22 protein-coding genes and 1 other annotated feature are annotated in these 23,860 nt (G+C 41.0%); of the genes, 11 read left to right on the top strand and 11 right to left on the bottom strand.

What is annotated here, in order from left to right:
• The 7 genes from AAGD16_RS05135 to AAGD16_RS05105 all read left to right on the top strand — a co-directional run bounded on the left by AAGD16_RS05135 (nt 1) and on the right by AAGD16_RS05105 (nt 7,257).
• Entirely contained in the window at nt 1-945 is a 945-nt protein-coding gene (locus tag AAGD16_RS05135) for a DUF58 domain-containing protein (protein WP_028835373.1), read from the top strand.
• 3 nt (nt 946-948) lie between these two features.
• Nucleotides 949-1,383 (top strand): DUF4381 domain-containing protein, encoded by a 435-nt coding sequence (locus AAGD16_RS05130; protein ID WP_013464506.1) that lies wholly within the window; start codon nt 949-951, stop codon nt 1,381-1,383.
• Nucleotides 1,376-2,359 carry a vWA domain-containing protein gene (locus AAGD16_RS05125; RefSeq protein WP_377114053.1) on the top strand — a complete coding sequence of 328 codons (984 nt, stop codon included), beginning with the start codon at nt 1,376-1,378 and terminating at the stop codon, nt 2,357-2,359. The genes AAGD16_RS05130 and AAGD16_RS05125 overlap by 8 nt, the downstream gene beginning before the upstream one ends.
• Nucleotides 2,359-4,254 (top strand): VWA domain-containing protein, encoded by a 1,896-nt coding sequence (locus AAGD16_RS05120; protein ID WP_377114050.1) that lies wholly within the window; start codon nt 2,359-2,361, stop codon nt 4,252-4,254. The genes AAGD16_RS05125 and AAGD16_RS05120 overlap by 1 nt, the downstream gene beginning before the upstream one ends.
• Complete coding sequence (locus tag AAGD16_RS05115) at nt 4,248-5,894, top strand: BatD family protein (RefSeq protein WP_377114047.1); 1,647 nt, start codon at nt 4,248-4,250, stop codon at nt 5,892-5,894. Before AAGD16_RS05120 ends, AAGD16_RS05115 begins: the two co-directional genes overlap by 7 nt.
• Before the next feature lie 95 nt (nt 5,895-5,989).
• Nucleotides 5,990-6,505 (top strand): sigma-70 family RNA polymerase sigma factor, encoded by a 516-nt coding sequence (locus tag AAGD16_RS05110; protein ID WP_024602816.1) that lies wholly within the window; start codon nt 5,990-5,992, stop codon nt 6,503-6,505.
• Entirely contained in the window at nt 6,505-7,257 is a 753-nt protein-coding gene (locus AAGD16_RS05105) for a DUF3379 family protein (protein ID WP_090494010.1), read from the top strand. Before AAGD16_RS05110 ends, AAGD16_RS05105 begins: the two co-directional genes overlap by 1 nt.
• Nucleotides 7,258-7,409: 152 nt before the next feature.
• Here the strand turns inward: AAGD16_RS05105 and AAGD16_RS05100 are convergent, their stop codons facing one another.
• Nucleotides 7,410-8,600 (bottom strand): amino acid aminotransferase, encoded by a 1,191-nt coding sequence (locus tag AAGD16_RS05100; RefSeq protein ID WP_008464755.1) that lies wholly within the window; start codon nt 8,598-8,600, stop codon nt 7,410-7,412.
• Nucleotides 8,601-8,678: 78 nt separating this feature from the next.
• On the bottom strand, nt 8,679-9,338 hold the full coding sequence (locus AAGD16_RS05095; protein WP_090494014.1) for a GAF domain-containing protein: 660 nt from the start codon (nt 9,336-9,338) through the stop codon (nt 8,679-8,681).
• A 247-nt stretch (nt 9,339-9,585) separates the two neighbouring features.
• Between AAGD16_RS05095 and AAGD16_RS05090 the strand changes: the two genes are divergently transcribed.
• Nucleotides 9,586-9,915 carry a translation initiation factor gene (locus AAGD16_RS05090; RefSeq protein ID WP_008464752.1) on the top strand — a complete coding sequence of 110 codons (330 nt, stop codon included), beginning with the start codon at nt 9,586-9,588 and terminating at the stop codon, nt 9,913-9,915.
• Between the two features lie 15 nt (nt 9,916-9,930).
• Here the strand turns inward: AAGD16_RS05090 and AAGD16_RS05085 are convergent, their stop codons facing one another.
• Nucleotides 9,931-12,933, bottom strand: coding sequence for an EAL domain-containing protein (locus AAGD16_RS05085; protein WP_033103858.1), 3,003 nt, complete (start codon nt 12,931-12,933; stop codon nt 9,931-9,933).
• A gap of 189 nt (nt 12,934-13,122) precedes the next feature.
• Nucleotides 13,123-13,245 (top strand) — a sequence feature (Phe leader region).
• Nucleotides 13,246-13,289: 44 nt separating this feature from the next.
• Between AAGD16_RS05085 and AAGD16_RS05080 the strand changes: the two genes are divergently transcribed.
• Nucleotides 13,290-14,447, top strand: a complete 1,158-nt coding sequence (locus AAGD16_RS05080) for a chorismate mutase (RefSeq protein WP_013464497.1) — start codon at nt 13,290-13,292, stop codon at nt 14,445-14,447.
• 61 nt (nt 14,448-14,508) lie between these two features.
• Here AAGD16_RS05080 and tyrA read toward each other — a convergent pair whose 3' ends face one another.
• The 7 genes from tyrA to ffh form a co-directional block, all read right to left on the bottom strand.
• Nucleotides 14,509-15,642: a bifunctional chorismate mutase/prephenate dehydrogenase gene (gene tyrA / locus AAGD16_RS05075; protein WP_013464496.1), complete on the bottom strand. Its 1,134-nt coding sequence runs from the start codon at nt 15,640-15,642 to the stop codon at nt 14,509-14,511.
• Nucleotides 15,643-15,924: 282 nt separating this feature from the next.
• A complete protein-coding gene (locus AAGD16_RS05070) occupies nt 15,925-16,794 on the bottom strand; it encodes an MYG1 family protein (RefSeq protein WP_013464495.1) in 870 nt (289 codons plus the stop codon).
• A 192-nt stretch (nt 16,795-16,986) separates the two neighbouring features.
• Nucleotides 16,987-17,346 carry a 50S ribosomal protein L19 gene (gene rplS, locus AAGD16_RS05065; RefSeq protein WP_011327636.1) on the bottom strand — a complete coding sequence of 120 codons (360 nt, stop codon included), beginning with the start codon at nt 17,344-17,346 and terminating at the stop codon, nt 16,987-16,989.
• Nucleotides 17,347-17,379: 33 nt separating this feature from the next.
• Complete coding sequence (gene trmD, locus AAGD16_RS05060) at nt 17,380-18,147, bottom strand: tRNA (guanosine(37)-N1)-methyltransferase TrmD (RefSeq protein WP_008114471.1); 768 nt, start codon at nt 18,145-18,147, stop codon at nt 17,380-17,382.
• Nucleotides 18,147-18,683 carry a ribosome maturation factor RimM gene (gene rimM / locus AAGD16_RS05055; protein WP_008114470.1) on the bottom strand — a complete coding sequence of 179 codons (537 nt, stop codon included), beginning with the start codon at nt 18,681-18,683 and terminating at the stop codon, nt 18,147-18,149. Before rimM ends, trmD begins: the two co-directional genes overlap by 1 nt.
• A 17-nt stretch (nt 18,684-18,700) precedes the next feature.
• On the bottom strand, nt 18,701-18,949 hold the full coding sequence (rpsP, locus tag AAGD16_RS05050; RefSeq protein ID WP_008114468.1) for a 30S ribosomal protein S16: 249 nt from the start codon (nt 18,947-18,949) through the stop codon (nt 18,701-18,703).
• A 261-nt stretch (nt 18,950-19,210) separates the two neighbouring features.
• Nucleotides 19,211-20,590, bottom strand: coding sequence for a signal recognition particle protein (gene ffh / locus AAGD16_RS05045; RefSeq protein WP_008464738.1), 1,380 nt, complete (start codon nt 20,588-20,590; stop codon nt 19,211-19,213).
• Nucleotides 20,591-20,813: 223 nt separating this feature from the next.
• Here ffh and AAGD16_RS05040 point away from each other — a divergent pair, with 223 nt between their 5' ends.
• The gene (locus tag AAGD16_RS05040; RefSeq protein ID WP_013464492.1) at nt 20,814-21,620 is read left to right on the top strand and encodes an inner membrane protein YpjD; all 807 of its coding nucleotides are present in this window, start codon (nt 20,814-20,816) and stop codon (nt 21,618-21,620) included.
• A 61-nt stretch (nt 21,621-21,681) separates the two neighbouring features.
• Complete coding sequence (locus tag AAGD16_RS05035; protein WP_013464491.1) at nt 21,682-22,950, top strand: HlyC/CorC family transporter; 1,269 nt, start codon at nt 21,682-21,684, stop codon at nt 22,948-22,950.
• 41 nt (nt 22,951-22,991) lie between these two features.
• On the opposite strand, the gene AAGD16_RS05030 is transcribed toward AAGD16_RS05035, so the two are convergent.
• Nucleotides 22,992-23,600, bottom strand: a complete 609-nt coding sequence (locus AAGD16_RS05030) for a transglycosylase SLT domain-containing protein (RefSeq protein ID WP_013464490.1) — start codon at nt 23,598-23,600, stop codon at nt 22,992-22,994.
• Nucleotides 23,601-23,860 lie beyond the last annotated feature (260 nt).

The following is a 23,860-nucleotide window of genomic DNA, read 5'->3' as shown; positions in this document are numbered from 1 at the left end:
ATGCAAACACACGTTGATTCTCAGGCATGGCTTAAATTAAGCCATAGCCACGGTGTTAATTTATCACTTAAAGAGCTGATGTATTATAAAGCAAAAGCGCAACTGCTTGAGCTGGCACCTAAAGTTAGAATAAAAAACACCTTGGCGGGGCAATACCTTGCGCCCCACAAAGGCCGGGGTATGGAATTTGCCGAAGTGCGTCACTATCAAAACGGTGACGATATACGCTCTATTGATTGGCGCGTTACCGCACGCACAGGCGAAACCCACACCAAACTTTTTCAAGAAGAAAAAGAGCGCCCGGTATTTGTCTTTACTGACTTTTCAAACTCAATGCTATTTGGCTCGCAATTACTGTTAAAATCGGTGCAAGCGGCACATATTAGCGCCTTAGTTGCGTGGTCAGCGTGTCAGCGTGGCGACAAAATTGGCGGTATTGTGTTTAATCAGCACTCGCATTTAGAGCTAAAACCCAGCGCTCGTGAAAAAGCGGTATTAAAACTATGCCATAATTTATGCGATGCGCATCAGCTGGCTCTTGAGAACATTGATAAGCCGGCCGCGAATAATTTTAGCGATAACCTCAAACGTTTAAATCACTTAGCTAAGCCCGGTAGTTTGGTTTATATCGTGTCTGATTTTAACGCCTTGGATGACGCCAGCTTCAAGCAACTGGAACTTTTGGCGCGTCATTGCGAACTGATTGGGTGTCATATTAGCGACCCCTTTGAACATCAATTACCTGCTTTTAAACAAACGGTAACCGTCAGTGCTAATAATCAGCAATTTGCCCTGCCCTTAATGGACAAGAGCTTTAGACAACGATTTGCCAAAAATGCCGAGCACGCATTTAGCGCGCGCATTAATCGCTTAACAAAGTCTGGACTCACCCTATTATCATTTGATGCAGCCACTGCGCTGGAACTGCAATTAGTGAGAAAATAAATCATGCAAACCTCTCCACTTGATGGTCTACACGATATTATTGCTCCCACCCAAGTCGACTGGTGGCCACTCGCTCCTGCTTGGTGGGTTGTTATTGCAATTGCTGTGTGTTTATTGTGTAGCTTAATTGTCATAATTTATAAAAATTATCGCTTTAAAAAGCCAAAACGTGATGCCATTGCATTAGCTAATCAACAACAGTCAGCGCAGCAATTGCATGTCATTTTAAAGCGTTTAGTGATCACCTATTACGATCCGCGTTTGGCCGCGCAGTCAACAACGCATTGGTGCAACACATTAAACCAACTTTCAGCGATTGGCTTTACAGAAGAAGAAATTTTAAGCCTATATAACGCTAATCAAACACAGGCAGCACTTAGTGATAAATTTCGCCAAGCCATTAAACAATTTAAACTAAAGGAGCCGCTGCATGTTTGAATTTAGCTGGCCATGGCTGTTTTTATTACTGCCGCTACCTTTAATATTGTTACTATTAAAACCCGCCGCCAATGATGCCAACACGCGTCTGCGCATTCCAAGTTTTGCATCACATAATTTAAGCAATCAAAGCATAGAGCCAAGTGCGCGTAAATTGAATATTATCGAGTGGTTGCTGTGGTTATTATTAGTGACCGCATCAGCAAATCCAACGTGGTTAGATGAGCCCATATCGCTACCCAACGAAGGCCGCGATATAATGCTCGCTGTGGATTTGTCAGGGTCAATGACCGAACAAGACATGGCTTACAATGGCCAATATGTTGACCGTTTAACCATGGTTAAAGCAGTGCTAAGTGACTTTATAGAGCAGCGCCAAGGCGACAGACTCGGCCTTATATTGTTTGGTGATACCGCTTTTTTACAAACCCCATTGACGCGTGATGTGAAAACCGTCAGTAAAATGCTCTCTGAGGCGCAAATTGGTTTAGTAGGACGTGCCACGGCGATTGGTGACGCTTTAGGTTTATCGGTAAAACGCTTTGCCAGTAAAAAAGAAAGTAACCGTATTGTGGTGTTGCTTACAGATGGACAAAACACCGCAGGAAATTTAAACCCAGAAGATGCGCTGCTACTTGCCCGTGAAGAAGGTATAAAAGTGTACACCATCGGAGTCGGTTCAGATAACCCGCGCGGCTTTAGTTTATTTAATATGGGCTCTGGGGGCAGTAACCTAGATGAGGGCTTATTGAAAAACATTGCTGAGCAAACAGGCGGTCTGTATTTTAGAGCAAAAGATGTCGCTGGCCTGCAACAGATTTACGCTGAGCTTGATAAGCTTGAACCAATTAGTGCCGATGAGCAAACCTTTCGCCCACAAACAGCCTTGTTCTATTATCCGTTATTACTGGCCATTTTACTCATAAGTGCAATGGCATTGATAAAAACGGTGCGCGCAATGAAGGAGCCAAACTAATGGATTTTGAATTTATTCGTCCTGCTATTTTATGGCTGTTACTCCCTGCCTCAGGGTTATTTTTTATCGCCTTACTAAAACATAAAAAAACCCAGTCAGCGCCGCTTATTGCGCCGCATTTGGCACCATTTGTAATGAGTGAATCAAACAATAAAGCTCGCCAGCCGCTGTGGCTGGTTGCGTTATTTTGCAATTTAGCGATTATATTTAGTGCAGGGCCAAGCTTTGAAGAGAAACAAGTACCCGTGTTTCAAAGTAAAAGTGCCCGCGTTATTGTCATGGATATGTCCTACTCTATGTATAGCACCGACATTGCTCCCAATCGATTAATGCAATCACGTTTTAAAGCCCTCGATATGGTTGAGCTATTTAAAGAAGGCGATACTGCGTTAGTGGCTTACGCAGGCACTGCCTATACCATTTCACCACTGACCAACGACGCTAAGACTCTTGCCAACCTTATTCCTAGTTTAAGACCTGAAATTATGCCAGATAAAGGCTCAAACGTACTCGCTGGCTTAGATATGGCACAAGAGCTACTAAGCCAAGCCGGCTACCTCGATGGCGATATTATTTTGATCACCGATGGTATTGAGCAACAACAGCAAAGCGATGTAAGCCGTTTTACCAACAGTAGTCAATATCGACTTAATATTTACGGCGTAGGCACCGCACAAGGAGCCCCTATAAAGTTACCTGAAGGCGGGTTTTTAAAAGATAATTATGGTCAAATTGTGGTGCCAACCCTCAATGCATCTTTACTTGAAGGACTTGCAAAAAATAGCGGTGGTCAGTTTGCCGATTATCAGCCAAGCAATAGCGATATTGCCGTTTTTTCACCGCAAGCAAACAGTGAAGTATTAAAAAGTGAAAAACCAAATTTAGCCTTATGGCGAATTGACGCCGGTATTTATGGTTTGCTTATTTTACTGCCTTTAGCTTTGTATTTATTTAGACGTTCTGCATTAGTTAGCGCAGTACTATTACTTAGCTTTTTACCTCAACAAAATGCGCATGCCGCAGAGCTGCCAACCCTGTTTAAAAATACGGATCAACGGGCATTAGAGGCATACAACAACAAAGAGTATCAACAAGCAGCTCAGGCTCGCTCAAGCGCCCTCAAAGGGGCTGCACTTTATCAGCAAGGGCAATTTGATGCTGCCTTGAATGAGTTTAGCCAAGATAAGTCAGCAACCGGTTATTATAACTATGGCAACGCCTTGGCTAAAGCAGGACAATTAGAGGCTGCCATTGACGCGTATAAACAAGCGCAAGTAAAGCAAGATAACTTTAGTGAAGCCGCTGAGAATCAAGCGCTTGTTGAGCAGTTACTGAATCAACAGCAAGACCAAGAAAATCAGCAAGGCAATGATTCGCAAAATCAAGATAAGCAAAGTCAAGATGATGCAGATAAATCAAAACAAGATCAGCAAAAAAATGGCGAGAAAAACAACGCAGATAAAAGCGAAGAGGACAGCCAAAATAGTGAGCAACAGCAATCAGATCAGTCCTCTGAACAATCAAAAGATGAACAAAGCCAATCTGGTGAGCAATCAGACAAACAGAATGAGCCTGATATGCAAGCTCAGTCACAAAGCCAACAAAATGAAAATAAAGACGAAAATAAACCGCAGCAAGATGAGCCTCAAAATCAACCTAATGAAATGAGTGAGCAACCGCCCTCTGATGAGCAAAAACAGCAAGCACAGCAACAAGCCATGCAGGCACAAGCCGCCGAGCTCACTAATGAAGAAAAAGAAAAAGCACAGCAACTAAATCAGTTATTAAGAAAAGTGCCCGACGATCCCGCTATTTTATTAAGAAACAAAATGCAATTAGAAGCCCAAAAAAGACAATATCAACGCCGTCCAACAGGAGTAGAAAAATCATGGTAATGCGATTATTTTGCTGTTTATTGCTATTAACTGCCATGCCATTAATGGCCGCCACCACTTTGGAGGCAAGCGTTGATAAAAACCCAGTATTAGCGGGTGAATTTTTTATGCTTAATATTAGCATTGATGATTCAATAAAAGGGCAACAACCCGACACCTCAGCGTTATTAAAAGATTTTGTAGTCGGCCCTATGAGCTTAAGTAGCCGCACTAACATTATTAATGGCAGTATAAAAAAACAAACCTCTTGGTCTGTTAAACTAATGACCCGCAAGGCGGGTGAATACACCATTCCCAGTTTTAGTGTTGCAGGGCTAAACTCGCAACCAATTAGTTTATCGGTTAAAGAGCGCAGCAGCGACGCAGATAAAAATAACGATATATTTTTAAAAACCTCGCTCTCAAACAACAGCTTATTTGTACAAGAGGCTGGCGTTTACACCATTAAGCTTTACTTAGCCAAAGAGCTTCTTGATGGCAGCTTAAGTGCGCCAAGTATGGAAGATGCCCAACTTACCCAACTCGGTAAACAAAGCGAAGATTATGAACTGGTTAACGGTAAACGTTATTTAGTGATCACCCGTAATTATTTAATTCAGCCCCAAAAAAGTGGTGCCTACACTATTGCAGCTCCCGTTTTTCAGGGGCGTATTCAGCAAAACTATCGCCAATTGGAAGTGTCAGCGCTTGGCGATGAGCAGCAAATTGAAATTAAACCTATCCCTGAAAACTATCAAGGAGACTGGTTACCCAGTGAACTGGTGAGCTTAACCGAGCAATGGCAGCCAGAGGATAATACCGTTGAAGCCGGTACGCCGATAACACGTACAATTATGCTCACCGCGCTAGGGGTGACTAAAGAGCAGTTACCCGAAATTGATATGCCTACTATTAATGGTATTCGCAGCTACCCTGATGAAAAAGAAACCAATAATGCGGTACGTGATGGTCGAGTGGTATCACAGCAAAGCGCCTCATTTGCGCTATTGCCACAAACACCTGGCACTTACACATTGCCTGAAATTAGCTTGCCTTGGTATAACACCAAAATAAATCGAATTAGTTATGCGACCTTACCTGAGCGTACTATTACAGTAACACCCAGTAAAACAGCGCCAGTGCAAACGCTTAATCCGCCAGCTGAAAACAACCTAAATAACACTATGGCAGAGTCAACGGAGCAAGCAGTTACAGTGCAACAGCAAACTGCCACACCACTGTGGCTAATTATTGTGGCCGCGCTTGGTTATGTTTTATGGATTGCGACGGTGATTTTTTACTTTATTAAACGCCCAGCTAAAGAAGTGCAACAAGCGGCTCAAACAACTAATAAAACAAATCAACAACCATCTTTAAAAGCCCTGCTGGTATTAGCTAAAAGCCATGACGAAAAAGCATTTTACGATGCGCTTAATCAGTATGCGCTAACCCTTACAGGTAAAAAGGTAGGGGCGCTATCCCATTTATGCGCTATGATAAACAACTCGCAGTTCACCGCGCAGATAAACAATTTACAAGCACAGTTGTACAGTAAGCAAACGGCTCGCGCCAATTTAGACGCTATAGTTAGCATGTTAAAGGCACATCAATCGCAAACAGCTAAGCCTTCATCACCTGCGTTAAAAGAGCTGTATTCTTGATCTCAATTGTATTTTGCTTTTTTGACTATAATAATTTTAACTAAAAAGTGCTTATGTTTGGAAATAAAAAATCGAATGATCGGGTCTTACTAAATATGGCTGAAAAACAACAACGCTACGAAGCCCTGGTTCACGTTTATCATAAGGAACTCTATCGCTTCGCTTACTGGTTATGTAACGATCCGAATATTGCAGATGACTTAGTGCAAGAAACCTTTTTACGTGCTTGGCGATCGCTTGACTCGTTACTCGATCAAAAAGCAGCTAAGCCATGGTTGCTAACAATTTTAAGACGCGAAAATGCGAGGCGCTTTGAGCGCAAGCAATTTGATTACAGTGATGTAGATAACGACACGCTAGTGGATCAAACCAGTCATTCTTTAGATGATGAAATGGAGCAAACCGTTATTCAACGGCAAATTTCGTTGTTGGCCGATGAATACAAAGAGCCGCTACTATTACAAGTGGTTATGGGCTGCTCTGGGGATGAAATTGCAGACATACTCGATTTAAACAAAAATACGGTTATGACACGTTTATTTCGAGCAAAAAATCAACTTAAAGAGGCACTAAGCCGTGATGATGAACAACTTAAAGGGGCATCAAAATAATGGATGAACTTGAGTTTCGTCGCCGCACGATTGCACAGCCAAACGAGCTAGACAAAGAACTACTGGAATTTGCAAACAGCAGTCCCGATAGACAACAATTTTTAAATGAAAACAAAACATTTGATAAGCAACTCAATGATGCGCTTGATATTCCTGTGCCTGACAACCTTGCTGAACGGATTATTTTAAACACCTCGTTAAAAGAAAAAGCCAGAAAAGATGAGCTTGAACAAAAAGACAACGTTATTGATTCACGCTCACGCTTTAAGTTTGACCGTGTATATTTGGCGTTCGCTGCTTCATTTGTGATTGCGGTAAGTGCGTTTATGTTTAGCACAGAGCAAAACTTGAATCATGCGGCTGGCGAGCATGCATTGGCGCATGTTTATCATGAACTTAACGCGTTAAATAAAAATCAACCTATCAGCTTACAAACAGTCAATGAAAAGCTGGCTTTACTTGGCGGTCAACTTAATGATTTACCTGGGAAAGTTACTTATGTTAACTTTTGCGATTTTCAAGGCGAGAAAGGCATCCATTTAGTGTTTGAATCGGACTTTGGCCCTATGACCGTGTTTATTGTCCCTAGTGATAACAAAGTCTTTGAAATTGGCTCGGGTGACTTTAGTGACTCTCGCTACGTAGGCCATATAAGCCGAGGAAAACAAGCTGATACTGTACTAATAGCAAGCCTAGGCTCACCGGTTGATATGTATAATGAACGTATTGCAGGCGCTATTCGCTGGCTGTAATACCAATTTGTATAAATATTTGAACAATTTAACGAGTTAAACTCCCTTATATCTAAGCAGATTGATATAAGGGGATGGGTATTACAAACAATAAAAAAACCGCAACGAGTGTGCGGTTTTTTTATTGCTAATAAGCTAAAACTTATTATTGGTTACTTACATACATCAGCAACAGCGTTAGCAAAGTAATCGATGTTTGCTTGACTAATTCCCGCTACGTTTACACGGCTAGAGCCCACAATATAAATACCGTAGTCTTTTTGTAGACGCTCGATTTGCTCTTTATTAATACCTAAGAAAGAGAACATACCGTGTTGGCGGTCTATAAATGAGAAGTCTTGAGCAATGTCTTTGGCTGCAAGGCTGTCTTTAATTAAACTACGTAAACCATTAATACGGTTACGCATTTCATCAAGTTCACTGTGCCATAACTGCGTTAACTCTGTGCTGCTTAAAATGGTGTTTACAATGTCTGCACCGTGCGCTGGCGGCATAGAATAAATGCTACGTACCACACTTAATAATACCGAGTTTGAAATATCAGCGGTTGCACTGTCTTTTGCAATAATTGAACACGCACCAATACGCTCACGGTATAAGCCAAAGTTTTTAGAACATGATGAACAAATGATCAACTCTTCAACCGCATTGGCTAAAATACGTAAACCATTGGCATCTTCTTCTAAAGAAGAACCAAAACCTTGGTATGCAATATCAATCAATGGCGTAAAGCCCACATCTTTTGCAAGTTCAGCAATAGTATTCCATTGTGTTTCGTTTAAATCCATACCACTTGGGTTGTGACAACATGCATGTAATAACACAACATCGCCCTTAGGCACCTGTGTTAATGTTTCAACCATTTCATCAAACAATAAATCTTTGTTTTCGTAGTCGTAGTATGGGTATTCTTTAACAGTTAAGCCTGCAGCTTCAAATAAGCTAATGTGGTTAGCCCACGTTGGGTTAGTAACCCATACAGTTGCGCCTGGGTTACAACGTACAATAAATTCTGCTGCAACACGAAGTGCGCCTGTACCACCAGGTGCTTGTGCTGTGCGTACGCGATTAGCTAATAATGCTGGGTGCTCACCAAGAAGAAGATTTTCCATTTGTTGACAGTAATCTAAGTTACCAGCAAGACCAATGTAAGATTTGCTCATTTCATTTTCTAAACGAAACGCTTCTGCTTTTTTTACTGACTTTAATACCGGGGTATTCCCCTGCTCGTCTTTATATACACCAACCCCTAAGTCAATCTTATTAGGGTTAGTATCTTGCTTATAGGCCGCCATAAGGCCAAGAATAGGGTCTGTTGGTAATGGTTTTAATACTGAGAACATTGACTATCTCTTCGTTATTTAGGGGTTAGCTGTTGCGCTAAGCTTAACATAAAAACTCTCTCGATTGACCAGTGTTATTTACACTAAAAAGTGAGGAATTTTAATACAGCATGCAATTAATAATGCGAGTGTCGCATTATCAAAAAAATCCGTGTTAAAGGCTTCGCCATCGATAATGCCAATGCACTGCTTTTGTGCATTAAATAGTGGTAAACAGGCCTCTGCTTTTACCTTAGGATCGCAGGTGTAATACTCACCACCCGCGGCTAAATATTGCTCAACATTATTAATGACACGTCCTTTACCACTGAGTGCCACTTGCACATTATTACTGCCGGTTGCAAATTCAGCGGTGAGCGGAAATAAAGGGCGACTCGGTGCACCAAAATAAGCGAGCTTTAATAACTGCTCGCCTTCAGGGGTGGCCGTATTTTGATAGATGCCATACCAATCTAACTGGGTGTTTTCGATTACATAGTCAACAATCAACTGAAGTTGCGCTAACTTTGCCGTTGTTTGCGTATTTTGGCTAACGTAATCGTTTAAATTAAACGGCTCATCTTGCAAGTAGCCGAATAAACTACATGCGCCACCTTCACCGAGTTCTGGAATTTGATACTGCCAACGCACGGCCGGTGCAGCATTGCTATTTAAGTACTGCTCAAGCTTTTCTAGCTCAGCATTAATTAACTGTTGCTCTACATTAAGCTGAGCTTGCTCTAAATAAGAATTTATCATTTGGCCATCCATACATCTATAATGCCGAAATAGTAGCATGGATATTTTTATAGCGCTAGCCAATTTAAAGCGCTTTTTAAAATCCTTAAGCACTTTTATTCATAAGCACTATTGCGGTACTTAAACAGAGGATGTTTATCTTTGCGGGATTAAAAGGTGTTCAGCTTAGGCGCAAAAATTACGCCTTTGCGTCACAAATTTGTTATTATTTAGCCCAATATTAGATTCAATCTTAGATAGGTTAATTATGAGTGATAATCACTTAGTGTATTCAACAGCAACAGGGCGAATTGACCAGCCAAAGCCAGAAAAAGAACTGGATGTAAAACTATTTAAAGACGGGTCTATTCGCATAGAGCGTCAAACCAAAGGTCGAAAAGGTAAAGGCGTAATGCTAGTTGTAGGATTAGATCCCCAACAGCACGATTTAAAAAAGTTAGCAAAAACAATAAAAAGTAAGATGGGCCAAGGTGGCGCAGTAAAAGAAGGAGTTATTGAAGTACAAGGTGATGATCGCGATAAGTTAAAGGCGATTTTAGAAGGATTAAAGTTTAAGGTAAAAATTGCGGGTGGTTAACCCGCAATTTTTGTTCTATTCAGGGACTTTTAACGCAGCTAATTGATCAAACAACACAGGGATATCGGCTTCGGCTACGGGCTTACTAAAGTAATAGCCTTGCACAATAAAACAATTATTGTTTTGTAAAAATTCAACTTGCTCTATTGTTTCAACCCCTTCAGCAACCACATCAAGCTTGAGCTTTTGTGCCATCGCAATAATCGCAGCGGTGATCTCCATATCATTATCATCTTCAGGGATATCTTTAACAAACGAGCGGTCAATTTTAAGAATATCAACAGGAAAACGTTTAAGGTAACTCAACGAAGAATAGCCCGTACCAAAATCGTCAATAGAAATTGAAATACCCAGCTTTTTCAATTGATGTAGCTGATCAATAGCCGCCTCAACATTACCCATTAGCATGCTCTCAGTCAGTTCAAGGTGCAGGCTTTTAGCATTAATTTGCGTCTCTATGATTATTTTTTTCAGCATAGGTACTAAGCTTGCGTCTTTAAACTGCCTTGCTGACAGGTTTATCGACATGTTGCTCGCTCTACCTTGTTGCTCTAGTCGTTTAGTGAACTCACACGCTTGTTGTAATACCCACTTACCAAGTTCCACAATTAAACCCGTTGCCTCAGCAATAGGAATAAATTTAGTAGGTGGAATGAATCCCTGCGTAGGATGGAACCAGCGAAGCAATGCTTCATATCCCACTACACTATTATCTCGACAATCAACTTGTGGCTGATAATGCAGTGTGAGTTGTTTTTCTTTAATTGCATGGCGCAACTCATTTTCAAGGAATAATCGCTCATTGGCGGCTGCATTTAGATCTTGGCTGTAAAAGTGGAACGTATTGCGCCCTTTCGCTTTTGCTTCATACATGGCTAAATCGGCATGTTTTAATAACTGATCTTCTTCTAGGCTATCAAATGGCGCCAAGGTAATACCAATACTGGCACTAACAATCACTTCGTTACTACCTAATTTTATTGGCTGATTTAACGTTTTTTGAATGGTGTCAGCGACTTCCGATGCTTCTTTTTGATGCTCAATACCACTGAGTAATACCGCAAACTCATCACCGCCTAAACGGGCTATAGTATCTTCTGCTCGTAAGCGCTGCTTTAAGCGCGTTGCCACTTCAACCAATAGTTGATCGCCTGCATCATGACCTAAAGTATCGTTAATACGCTTAAATTCATCCAAATCAAAATAAAATAAAGCAAACGAGTAACGCCCTCTTTCAGCAAGCGCCATCGACTTTCTAAGCTGCATTCTAAAGAATGTACGATTAGCAAGCCCGGTTAATGTGTCGAAGTAAGCGAGCTGTTCCATTTTGCGTTGGCTTTCTTTTACAAATGAAATATCTTGCGCTGAAGCAACGTAACTGGTGATTTTTCCACCATCTTCACGAATAGGTGACACACTCAGCGATACCCATATGGGTGGCTTGTTTTGCGCTTCAATAAGGGTATCCCCTCGCCAGTAATTACGGTTGCGCAAATCAATATCAATGTCCTCTACCAGCATGGTCATTTCATTAGCAATAATAGTCAGAAGTGGCTGGCGCAGGAAATCACTTTCTGCAAAGTCGGTCATTTCCAGCATTTTTGGATTAACATATTCAATCACAAAGTTTTCATCAGTGATCACCACACCCGTGCCCGAGAAGGCAACCGCTTTAGACAAGCGATTTGCAGCCTTTTCTGCAATTTCTTTTTCTATTATGCGCTGGTTTAAGCCATCGATGAGTTTGCGGATTTCAATGGTCATATCTTTAAATGAACCATTAAGCGTGCCAATTTCATCTTTATTTTCTTTTGGAAAATCAATTTCTAACTGGCCTTTACCAAAGTTAGTAACCGCATAAACCAATGAATGCAGGCGTCTTAAAACTAGTTGATAAAGTGCTTGATGTAATAACAAAGCAACTAAAATGGCATACAGAATAAACAAGCCAAAAAACTTCAGTTTCAAGTCTTTCAGTGCCGATAGTGTAGAAGAGCGCTTTTTATATACGCCCACGTACCAATTTACACCTTCAACTTTATGGATATTTATAATGTAGTCTTCACCATTTAATGAAAACGAGTCGGCATATTCCGGCAATTGTATTTGCCCTGCATTATCAATAACTCGCTTTAGCTCAGGAGAAATAAAATCGCCAGGTAGCAACTTTTTTCCCGCCTCTCCGTATTGTGTATAACTATCGGCTCCTAAATTAGGGTGCGCCAATAGCTGCCCTTGCTTATCGAACACCACTAAATGTTTTTCTTTTCCGCCGACGGGCAATTGCGATATGAGAGAGTCGAGAGAAATATCACTACCCGTAACTCCTAAAAACTCATCATTTTTATAAATAGGTACAATTAAACTAACGACCCACTTATTCCAAACGCCATCGTAATACACTCGTGACCACAGCGGCTCGCGTTGTGGGTTTGTTAACGATTTTGCGTAATTAAAACTTTTGCTTTGATTAAAGGTGTAATCTCCGGGGACATTAAGTGCCCAATTTGGTGGCGCAACACGGATAAAATTATCTTTGGTGATCAGGTAAAAATTATAAAAATCTTGAATTAACGTGGGGGAAATCACTTTCCAAAGCGATTCAGAATCTGCAATTAACTGTTTATAAAAAGGAGAATAAGCATTTTCGGGAATGAACGCCGCAGATAAGCCATCGGCAGATGCGCTGCGCACTGAACCATCATTGGTGACTTGCATAGTCGGGGCATTGTTATTCTTAAATGATAATTGCCCCTCAAATAACTGCTCGCTAACAACAATATTAGCTTGCTCAGCTATTTTAACTTTGGTCGCTATCAAATTATTAAACTGGTTTATTAATAATTCATTTGATTGCTTTAATACCTCATGCTCTTCAAATACAAGCTGTTTCTCTTCTGATTTGAGCATTAATGCAGCCGCACAAATACCTGCAACTAAACAAATGCCAGAGATCAACAGTGATAACTTGACACTGAGTGAGTTTATTCCAAATCGAGATGGAGGGCGTCGATACACAAAAGGCCAACCTTATTTATAATTATTATTTTTGCGAGTAGTAGAAATATACCAGATCTCAAATCAGAATTATAAATTATTTGTAAAGTTTTTAAAAAACAATATGTTTTGTATATATATCAGGTAAAAAACCTATTTAATATAAGTGCTTGTTGACATTAGAGGTTACTCTTCATACATTAAGGGCATGAATATAAAATACTCGCTTACTTTCTTATCTTTTTTTAGCTTCTTTATATAGAAGAGGCTTCCCTGTTTGTGAGATAAAATCAATCGAATAGTAAAGCCTCCCAACTGGGAGGCTTTTTTGTTTACGCTGTTAAATACAGTGACATTTTTGGAATGAGGAAAACCAAATGAGCAATGATGTTTTAGACACGCTTAGGCACGATATAAATGAAATCGATTCTGACCTACTTGTGTTATTAGCGAAGCGACGCCGTATTAGCCATGGTGTTGTTGAATATAAGATAGCGAATAATAAACCAATTCGTGATGAAGCACGTGAATTAGCATTACTCGAAAAATTAATCGGTTATGGTAAATCTCTTGGTTTAGATGCCTACTATGTAAATAATGTTTTTCAAACCATATTAGAAGACTCAGTATTACATCAACAAGCTATGCTGCAAAAAAACCTCAACCCTGATGCGCTAAGTGAAACCCATCGGGTGACCTATTTAGGCGGACAAGGATCTTACAGTCAACTTGCGTGTCATAAGTACTTTAGTCGCCGACCAGGCAAATTAATTGAAATTGGCTGTAGTTCTTTTGATGAGATCACCGGTAAAGTAGAAAATGGCCAAGCCGACTTTGGCTTGTTACCTATTGAAAATACCAGCTCAGGCAGTATTAATGAAGTATTTGATTTACTCCAGCACGCGCAAGTCTCTATTGTCGGCGAAGTCACTCACAGCGTAGAGCATTGTTTATTAGCCGCCCCAGACACAGAACTTAACCAATTAACCAAAGTGTTTGCTCACCCGCAACCGTTTGCTCAATGTAGCCGTTTTTTACAAGGGCTTGGCGATTTGCAGCATGAGACCTGCGATTCAACATCGAGTGCATTAAAATCAGCACTTGAAACACCTAACAGTGCGGCTATTGGCTCTGCACAAGCAGGTAAAAATGTAGGGCTTGAAGTCATTAAGGCCAATCTTGCTAATCAAAAAGAAAACCATAGTCGCTTCATTGTGGTTGCACGTAAACCGCTACATGTATCTAAACAAATCCCCACTAAAACCAGTTTAATTATGGCAACTAAGCAACAAGCAGGCTCACTCGCCGATGCGCTGATGATTTTTAAACAGCATAATATAAATCTAGTAAAATTAGAGTCTCGCCCTGTACCAGGAAATCCATGGGAAGAAGTATTCTATGTGGATTTAGAAGCGAACCTTGCTGATAGCCAAGTGAAACATGCGTTAGAAGAGCTTAAAGAGCATACCCAGTACGTACGCGTATTAGGCTGTTATCAAAGCGAATCACTGCAAGCGGTGAGTGTACAAAGCTAGCCTAAAGCAACATTAAAAAAGGGCCTGCGGGCCCTTTTTCGTTTTAATTAATCTGTCACGTTTAATCGAGTACTTTGGCGTCGTTCGCTTTATTTAATAAACTGCGACTTTGTGTCAAAAAGTGCGCTGTGGAGTCAGAAAAGTAGGCTTTTGCATCAGCAAAGGCATCGATTAAGGCTGGCTTATCCCCTGCTTTTAACTTTTTAAGCGTCTCTGAGAACAAACACTGATACTGCGCTAATAAGCTTTCTACATTATCAAATTGCGCCAGCATAATATCAGTATACAACTCTGGCGATTGCGCAAAGAGACGACCGACCATCATCAGCTCTAACTGATAAATAGGTGATGAGCAACTACGCAGCTCTGCCAGTGTATGTCCTTGTTTTGCTAAAAACTGACCGTACACAAAGGTGGTTAAATGGCGCATAACCTGAATGATTTGCATCGCTTCATCGTGTTTTTTAGCATCAAGTTCTACTAACTGACAGCCCCAAATTTGTAGCTGCTTTAATAAACCTTGTGCCACTTCAGGATTACGCCCTTCACATACCACCACGGTTTGTTTCACCCAATGAGAAATATCAGGACCAAACATGGGGTGTAAGCCAACAACAGCGCCATTGTGAACTTTTTTGAGCACATTTAACGGCGCTTGTTTAACCGATGTAATATCAACCAGCAAACAATCATCATCGAGTTTAGGTAACGCGTTAACAACCGTTTCGAGGGCATTAATTGGCACACTGATCATCACCAGTTTTGCGCCTTTTAAAATCTCTGCTGCCTGTGATTGCTGGGCTTTATCTAAAACTTTAACTTCGTAACCCGAGCGCTGAAATTGTTTTGCAAATAGCTGCCCCATTGCCCCTTCACCACCAACAATGACAATCGGAGATAGTTGTGAGTCGGCACAAGCTAATTTGGCCTGTTGATTTTGATAAGCTTCACGCATCATGCGCCTGAGAATGTCTTCGACTAAATCAGGGTTTACACCTTGATTAATTGCCTCTTGGCGTCGTGCAGCTAATAAATCAGCTTCTCTATCGGGTGCATGTAGTGGCGCGCCAGTTTGTTGTTTTATTGCGCCAATTTGTTGAGTAATACCATTGCGCTTTGCAAGTAAGGCAACCAGTTGCGCATCGCATTCATCTATACCTTTTCTTAGCTGCGCTAAATCACTTATCTCTGCCACGTTCTCATTCCATCCAAAAAAAGCAAAATCGTAAATTAATAATTACAAAAAAGTAAACTAATCAATACGATAAATACTAACAGGATACGTTAGGGGTTAAAAGGCTAATTAGTGAAAAGATCAGTATGAGTCACTCAACTGCGACCAAGGTAGGATAATTAAATGAATAGAACACAGCTTGCGTAAAGTGAATTAAAAAGCATATAAAAATGTAAGTCTATGCCGAGTTTAAACAATGAAAATTAAAGTGGCTTAATAGCCACTTTAATTAGCACTTTTTATCTAATATTCCAATGCCATAGTCGCAAGCGACATAACACTTTCAAATGATTCTGCACCGGCGATAAATAGGCCATTATGGCAAAACATAGCATCATCTATACCGGTCACTGCTTGAAATTCACTATCAGATAATCCAGCCCACGGTGCAGGTAATGGCTTTCGGTCTTCAAACGAGCCTAGCTCTGCAGGTACCGTTTGCACTATCCACTTACCAGAATGCGATGGATACACTACATATAGCGCCTCTTCTGATAAGCTATGTACGGTTTTTTTCCACGGCGTATAACGCTCTAGTACGATTAATCGTGGATCGTCTGCCTGTTTAATTGCTTGAGCAACAATCTTTTTAGCATTTAAACCACCCTGCGCTGAGGCAACAAAACGAAGCAGCAAAGTGTGTGCAAATTCAACCGCTTGATCAAAAGCAGCATCAAAATTACTTTCCTCTTCCCATGTTGGGTTAAACATAGAAATTGTTTGGCTTAAACTAATTCCTGTGGCAACACCTTCAACATGACCACAATCAATGGCATCAATAGTTGATACAAGCCCTGCATCAACTGCATTCGCCACATCTTGATTATCATCACATATTGCTAAGCCATATTTTTTCCACACCAAGCCAAATGACGAAAAAGGAATCCCATTTTCGCGAGCACCGGCACCGCCGCGCTGATGATGATCAAACCGGTCAGTTTCTGGGTCATATTGGCCGCCAACATCAATAACCACATCAGCGTCATTAATAATCGCATTATCGCGTGTGCGGATCAGGGTAAAAGAAGGGAAAATAATTTTAAGCGCAGCGATACTAAAAACATCATCTGCATGAAAATTGCCGTTGTGCGTAACTATCGTTTTATCATTCATTTTTGTACATCATTTTTTGCAAGAAGTGAGAAGATATTGTGCTTTGAAGTGAACCACACTTTAACGCATGCTGGTTAAGGTGTGTATTGGTTTTTAAATGTAGCGATATAAAAATTGCAATAGCATTAAAACCAAAACGGGTTGCAACCCAAAGGTTGCAACCCGTTTTTTTGCGTTGATAAACAGCGCGTATTAGTTAAGTTTTTCTCTAATACGTGCAGATTTACCAGAACGCTCACGTAGATAGTAAAGCTTAGCACGACGAACCGCACCGCGACGCTTAACTGTTACGCTATCAATAAGAGGGCTGTGCGTTTGGAATACACGCTCAACACCTTCACCGTTCGAGATTTTACGAACTGTGAATGCTGAGTGAAGACCACGATTACGCTTAGCGATTACAACACCTTCAAAGGCCTGTAGACGCTCTTTAGCACCTTCTTTTACTTTTACCTGTACAACTACTGTATCACCAGCGCCGAATGCAGGTACGTCTGTTTTAAGCTGCTCATCTTCAAGCGCTTTAATAATATTTTGGTTTACTTTTGCCATTATGTTTCTCACTTTCCTAGGTGTAACTGTCTTCTAGCCACAAGCTTTTTGGTACTCTTGCTGAAATTTCGCGAGTAATACCGCTTGCTCCTCAGTCAGAGCTAGGTTATGCAACAAGTCAGGACGGCGAAGCCAAGTTCTACCTAATGACTGCATAAGCCGCCATTTTGCTATCTCTTGGTGGTTTCCGCTGAGTAATACAGCAGGCACCTGTTTGTCGTCCAATGTTTCTGGCCGTGTATAGTGAGGACAATCTAGCAAGCCATCCGAAAATGAATCTTGCTCTGCTGACTGGTTGTGTCCTAACACCCCTGGCACTAATCGCGCAACTGCGTCAATTAATGTCATGGCAGGTAGTTCACCCCCACTCAAAATAAAATCACCAATTGACCATTCTTCGTCAACGTACGACTCTATTATTCTCTCGTCTATACCTTCATAGCGACCGGCAATTAAAATCAGTTTTTCAGAGTTTGCGAGTTCGCTAGCCCCTTGCTGATCTAATTTGCGCCCTTGTGGCGACATATAAATTACTTTTGCACCATCACCTGCAGCCTGTTTGGCTTCAAGAATGGCTTGTTTTAATGGTTCAACCATCATTAACATGCCTGGCCCGCCCCCGTAAGGACGATCATCTACGGTTCTATGCTTATCAGTTGCATAGTCACGTGGATTCCAGCAGTTAAAATCGATTAAGCCATTTTTAACAGCACGACCGGTTACACCTTGCGTTGTAATTGCATCAAACATATCCGGGAAAAGGCTGATAACCCCTACCCACAACGAACTTGTTTGACTCATTAAAAGCTTGGATCCCAATCTACAGTAATTTCTTTCGCATCATATTTAACTTCTTGAATAACTGAATCAGTTAAAAAAGGAATTAAACGTTCTGCTTGGCCAAATGCATCTTTACTGTTTGCTTTCACAACCAGTACATCATTTGAGCCTGTCTCCATAAGGTCATCAACAATGCCTAAGTTATAACCTTTATCAGTTACAACCGACATGCCGATGAGATCTCGCCAATAGAATTCACCTTGCGGTAATTCTGGTAGCTGCGCTGAATCAACAGAAATTTCTACATTGGTATAAGCCATTGCTTGGTCTCTGTCATTTACTTGCGCAAACTTAGCGATAAAGCCTTTGTTGTGGCGACGCCAGTCGACCACTTCTAAGGATTGCCATTTACCTTGCTGCCCTATCAACCACGGGCTGAAATCGAAGATCCCTTGGGGATCATCAGTAAATGAATGCACCTTAAGCCAGCCCTTTATACCATATGGGGCGCCGAGCTTTCCTACGACAATTATTGATGAGGTGTTCTCTTGACTCATGGTTACACTTACGCCTATTAAGCCGCTTTACGAGCGTCTTTAACTAATTTAGCTACACGATCTGAAAGACCTGCGCCTTGACCTAACCAGTGTTCAACACGTGGTAAATCTAAACGAAGTTTTTCTTCTTGACCTGAAGCAATTGGGTTAAAGAAACCTACTTTCTCGATGAAGCGACCGTCACGCGAGAAACGGCTATCCGCAACCACAATTTGATAGAAAGGGCGTTTTTTAGCGCCACCACGTTGCAAACGAATAGTTACCATACCGTCCTCTAAATAGATTGACTGTTTTCATTAATAAGATTTACTCCCCAGTATGGGGAGCCGGTGAATTGTACGAGTTTTTAGCAACAATGCAAGTAAGAAGTGATGCAAAAAGGCAGTTTAGTAGATTAAACCGTGATCCAAGAAGGAAAAGCATGTGAACAAGCTATTCTTTGCATAGTTTATTCAACAATAAAGAGGCAATTTGCCTCTTTATTGATTGCTTTTTATCTTGTATCGGAGATATTAAAGGTTAAATTATTAAAATTTCGGGCCACCGCCGCCCATCATTCCCGGTGGTAACATCCCTTTCATGCCACGCATCATTTTTTGCATGCCACCTTTGCCTTTCATTTTTTTCATCATTTTTTGCATTTGGGTAAACTGCTTAAGCAGTTTATTGATCTCTTGTACTTGAGTACCAGAGCCCGCAGCAATACGCTTTTTACGCGAACCTTTGATGATCTCTGGGCGTGCACGTTCTTTTTTCGTCATAGAGCTAATAATTGCTTCCATTTGAATAAAGGTTTTATCACCCATTTGCCCTTTAACCGCATCTGGGATGTTTTGCATGCCAGGCAGTTTATCGAGCATCGACATCATGCCACCCATGTTTTTCATTTGCTTTAGTTGATCAGCAAAGTCATCCAGCGTAAAGCCATCACCTTTAAATACTTTTTGTGCTACTTTTGCCGCTTGTTCTTTGTCTACTTTCATCTCGACTTCTTCGATTAATGAAAGTACATCACCCATGCCTAAAATACGTGAAGCAATTCGGTCTGGGTGGAAAGGCTCAAGGGCATCAGTGCGCTCACCCACACCCATAAACTTAATTGGCTTACCAGTAATATGACGAATAGATAAAGCAGCACCACCTCGGGCATCACCATCTGTTTTAGTCAGTATCACACCGGTCAGCGGTAAAGCTTCGTCAAATGCTTTTGCTGTATTTGCCGCATCTTGACCTGTCATTGCATCAACAACGAATAGCGTTTCGATTGGATTAATTGCATGATGCAAGGCTTTAATTTCATCCATCATGTCGCTATCAACATGCAAACGACCCGCAGTATCGACTAATACAACATCAATAAATTTCTTTTTCGCATGAGAAATGGCGGCAGTTGCAATATCAACTGGTTTTTGCGAAATATCACTTGGGAAAAATTCTACATCAACTTCTGTTGCTAAGGTTTCTAATTGCTTAATTGCCGCTGGACGATACACATCGGCACTTACCACTAGCACAGACTTTTTCTTGCGCTCTTTTAAAAACTTAGCCAGCTTACCCACACTGGTGGTTTTACCCGCACCTTGAAGACCAGCCATCATCACTACCGCCGGTGGCTGTGCGTTAAGGCTTAGCTCTTCGTTGGCTTCACCCATGGCTTTTTCAAGTTCTTCACGAACAATTTTTATAAATACTTGGCCAGGGCTCAAGCTTTTGGTGACTTCAACACCAACCGCACGCTCTTTAACTTGCTTTACAAACTCGCGAACAACAGGCAACGCCACATCGGCTTCTAAAAATGCCATTCGCACTTCACGAAGTGTATCTTTAATGTTGTCTTCAGTTAAGCGACCACGGCCACTAATATTTTTTAGGGTTTTACCTAATCGTTCTTGGAGGTTCTCAAACATGTAACGGTTCCGAAAAGACGTTTATATCAACTCTATTAATAAGGTCGATGTTATTAAAATTCAATTGAAAATAGTATACCGTAAATGGTGGCATACAATACAGTGTTGAAGTGCTGCTTATTGAGTTTCTTTTTACAGGGTCTATGCATTTGCGTTGCTATAAAATACAATGACCAGATAACGAACACGAATTATTTGACTTCAATTAAGTGGCCAAAGCAAAATGCTGATTATTAGTTTAACTATTATTGCCAGTTTATTTTATGTGTTAGCAACGTCTCACGTGCTTTCGCGATTGTTTCATCGTCAGGGACCAAGCCAAAAAATTACCATAATACTGAGCACTGTCGCTATTTTGGCGCATATGCTGCTTTTAGTAAACTCGGTGTTTAGAGCCGATGGCCAAGATTTAAGTATTGTTAATGTTGCATTACTGACTTGTTGGGTAATAGTGCTTTGTGTCACCACCGTCTCTTTGAAGTTCCCTGCGACACTGCTATTACCTGTTGTATACGGCTTTGCTGCCCTGTTAACTATTGCTAGCCTGTTTATTCCTCATCACGTTTTACTTCATAGCATTAATGTAGAGCTTGCGTTAGTTGCGCATATTTCACTGTCGTTATTAGCCTACTGTATCTTAATTATTGCCACCCTTTACGGCGTACAATTTTACTTTATTGATAAACGTTTGAAACGTAAAGATTTAGCAATAGTACATAGCCATTTACCGCCACTAATGGTGGTAGAGCGTCAACTTTATCAACTATTAAATTTAGGCACAGTATTATTAAGCGTGGCGCTGATTACAGGGTTTGTATTTCTTGATGGCATGTTTGCCAAAGAGTTTATTCATAAAACAATCTTATCTTTAGTTGCTTGGGCTATTTTTGCCACGATTGCCGTTGGCCATGTAAAACGAGGTTGGCGAGGGAAAATGGTGGTAGTGAGTATTATGATTGCCGCATTTACACTCACACTCGCTTATTTTGGCAGCCGTTTTATACAAGAAGTGGTTCTAAATAAGTTTTAACTTGACTCTGAAAGCTCACTCTAGCTTAATACGCATTGGTTTATAAAAAAAGGATCCATCGTTGGACGACATATCGACAAGTACGCTGTTTATCATTTTAGGTTTATTGGTACTTTTTTCTGCTTACTTCTCCGGGTCAGAAACCGGAATCATGTCAATCAACCGTATTCGTTTACGACACCTCGCTAAAGAGAATCATCGTGCTGCGAAACGCGTTAGTAAATTACTCAGTCGACCTGACAGGTTGATAGGTCTTATCCTTATTGGTAATAACCTTGTCAATATTGCGGCTGCCCAAGTTGCCACCATTATTGGTATTCGTTTGTATGGTGATTTAGGTATTGCTATAGCAACAGGTGCATTAACACTTGTGGTGCTGATTTTCGCTGAAGTAACGCCAAAAACACTGGCCGCCCTCTATCCTGAGCGAGTCGCTTTTCCAAGTTCGGTGATACTCAAAGGGTTACTAAAAATTCTCTTCCCATTTGTTGTCGTTGTTAACTGGATGACCAATGGTATATTGCGCTTATTTGGTATTAGCGCTGCACAAATAGATGAGCACAGCATGAGTAAAGAAGAATTAAAAACCGTGCTAAATGAATCGGGGGCGCTGATCCCCGCTCGTCACCAAAGTATGTTGACCTCTATTTTAGATTTAGAGCAAGTTACCGTTGAAGATATTATGATCCCTCGCAATGAAATTGTGGCGATTGATATTAATGACGATTGGAAAATAATCAGTAAACAACTTACTCACGCTCAACATACTCGGGTGCTTTTATACCGCGACAATATTGATGATGCTGTTGGCTTTATTCACTCTCGTGATGCGCTTCGCCTTTTAACTAAAGAGCAGTTTGATAAGCCTTCGCTATTGCGTGCGGTACGTGAAATTTACTTTATCCCTGAGGGCACCTCGCTTAACACTCAGCTACTAAAATTTCAGTTATCAAAAGAACGTATTGGTATTGTTGTTGATGAATATGGCGACATTCAGGGCTTAGTCACTCTTGAAGATATTCTTGAAGAAGTTGTGGGTGATTTTACTACCACTCAAACTCGGACACCGAGTGAAGAAGTAACCACACAAAACGATGGCTCTTACATTGTCGACGGCGGTGCTAACGTTCGCGACTTAAATAAAGAAATGGGCTGGGAATTCCCATTAGACGGCCCTAAAACATTGAGTGGCTTGATTGTTGAGTACTTAGAAGATATCCCCGATGCTAATTTAAGTATTCGTATTGCAGGCTATCCGGTTGAAGTACTTGAGGTAAAAGAAAACATGATTAAACAAGTTAAAATTCAACCAAACAAACGTAAAAAATAAACCAATAAAAAAGGAGCCTGCTGGCTCCTTTTTAATCTAATCTAAAAGAACAATCGCTCTAACCAACCTTTATCTAAATCATCTTCGCAGCGTCTTAGCTGTGCGCCATAACGGCTTGCCCGATGTTTTACTTTATTGGCAACGCTCATTAGCCATTTTTTCTTACGATAGGTGCCTCGTTTATAACCGCCCCATCCCTCATGATAATTTAAATACTGTGCGTAGGCGTCCCACTTAGACACACCATTAACTTTATGGGTTTTATAAACAAACCACGCCATAAAATCAATCGCATCTTCAAATTCGTCTCTGTCGGCGCCACTGTTACCTGTTTCACGAATATAATCAGACCAAGTAGGCGTTTTAGCTTGAGAATAGCCATAGGCATCGCTTGCACGACCAGTAGGGATTATCCATAAGAAGTATTCCATAGGCGGTGCTGCATCGTGGCGAAAAGAACTTTCTTGATACATCATGCTCATTAACACATGTTTTGGGGAGCCCCACTTTTCCTGCGCGTCTTTGGCATCAAAATACCAGTCAGATTTCTCTTCGAAAATTTTACAAATATCTTCTGGTTGCTTTGGGGGAGCTGTTGCACACCCAGCTATAGTGAGCAGCAAAGATAAGGTAATAATATTTTTTTTCATTTTTTAAGATCTCACTGAACTTTTTAAAAAAGTGTGGGTCTGAATCTATGAATGCAGCAGTACAGCATTGTTTCATCCCTAAAGAATATTTACGCAGCTACTATGAGCTGCGTTTTTTTTTGCCTGCTACTTACTTGGGTCTGTTGACCTTTCAAGGTTGCATTTGCAGCAGTTTGTTTGGTATTTAGGCAAGGCAAAGCCTATGTGGTGTGGTTATTCCCCATAAATAGGCGATAACGCAGCATCAATGCCAAACAGGT

This window comes from Pseudoalteromonas sp. M58, from assembly GCF_042604605.1.
GTDB classification, from domain to species: domain Bacteria; phylum Pseudomonadota; class Gammaproteobacteria; order Enterobacterales; family Alteromonadaceae; genus Pseudoalteromonas; species Pseudoalteromonas tetraodonis.
The sequence above is the reverse complement of the archived record's forward strand: the minus strand, read 5'-3'. Positions and strand labels throughout refer to the sequence as shown.

Excerpts from the sequence above, each read along its gene's own strand:
- AAGD16_RS05135 (WP_028835373.1), top strand. The coding sequence starts at position 1 with ATGCAAACACACGTTGATTCTCAGGCATGGCTTAAATTAAGCCATAGC.
- AAGD16_RS05130 (WP_013464506.1), top strand. The coding sequence starts at position 949 with ATGCAAACCTCTCCACTTGATGGTCTACACGATATTATTGCTCCCACC.
- AAGD16_RS05125 (WP_377114053.1), top strand. The coding sequence starts at position 1,376 with ATGTTTGAATTTAGCTGGCCATGGCTGTTTTTATTACTGCCGCTACCT.
- AAGD16_RS05120 (WP_377114050.1), top strand. The coding sequence starts at position 2,359 with ATGGATTTTGAATTTATTCGTCCTGCTATTTTATGGCTGTTACTCCCT.
- AAGD16_RS05115 (WP_377114047.1), top strand. The coding sequence starts at position 4,248 with ATGGTAATGCGATTATTTTGCTGTTTATTGCTATTAACTGCCATGCCA.
- AAGD16_RS05110 (WP_024602816.1), top strand. The coding sequence starts at position 5,990 with ATGGCTGAAAAACAACAACGCTACGAAGCCCTGGTTCACGTTTATCAT.
- AAGD16_RS05105 (WP_090494010.1), top strand. The coding sequence starts at position 6,505 with ATGGATGAACTTGAGTTTCGTCGCCGCACGATTGCACAGCCAAACGAG.
- AAGD16_RS05100 (WP_008464755.1), bottom strand. The coding sequence starts at position 8,600 with ATGTTCTCAGTATTAAAACCATTACCAACAGACCCTATTCTTGGCCTT.
- AAGD16_RS05095 (WP_090494014.1), bottom strand. The coding sequence starts at position 9,338 with ATGATAAATTCTTATTTAGAGCAAGCTCAGCTTAATGTAGAGCAACAG.
- AAGD16_RS05090 (WP_008464752.1), top strand. The coding sequence starts at position 9,586 with ATGAGTGATAATCACTTAGTGTATTCAACAGCAACAGGGCGAATTGAC.
- AAGD16_RS05080 (WP_013464497.1), top strand. The coding sequence starts at position 13,290 with ATGAGCAATGATGTTTTAGACACGCTTAGGCACGATATAAATGAAATC.
- AAGD16_RS05070 (WP_013464495.1), bottom strand. The coding sequence starts at position 16,794 with ATGAATGATAAAACGATAGTTACGCACAACGGCAATTTTCATGCAGAT.
- rplS (WP_011327636.1), bottom strand. The coding sequence starts at position 17,346 with ATGGCAAAAGTAAACCAAAATATTATTAAAGCGCTTGAAGATGAGCAG.
- trmD (WP_008114471.1), bottom strand. The coding sequence starts at position 18,147 with ATGAGTCAAACAAGTTCGTTGTGGGTAGGGGTTATCAGCCTTTTCCCG.
- rimM (WP_008114470.1), bottom strand. The coding sequence starts at position 18,683 with ATGAGTCAAGAGAACACCTCATCAATAATTGTCGTAGGAAAGCTCGGC.
- rpsP (WP_008114468.1), bottom strand. The coding sequence starts at position 18,949 with ATGGTAACTATTCGTTTGCAACGTGGTGGCGCTAAAAAACGCCCTTTC.
- ffh (WP_008464738.1), bottom strand. The coding sequence starts at position 20,590 with ATGTTTGAGAACCTCCAAGAACGATTAGGTAAAACCCTAAAAAATATT.
- AAGD16_RS05040 (WP_013464492.1), top strand. The coding sequence starts at position 20,814 with ATGCTGATTATTAGTTTAACTATTATTGCCAGTTTATTTTATGTGTTA.
- AAGD16_RS05030 (WP_013464490.1), bottom strand. The coding sequence starts at position 23,600 with ATGAAAAAAAATATTATTACCTTATCTTTGCTGCTCACTATAGCTGGG.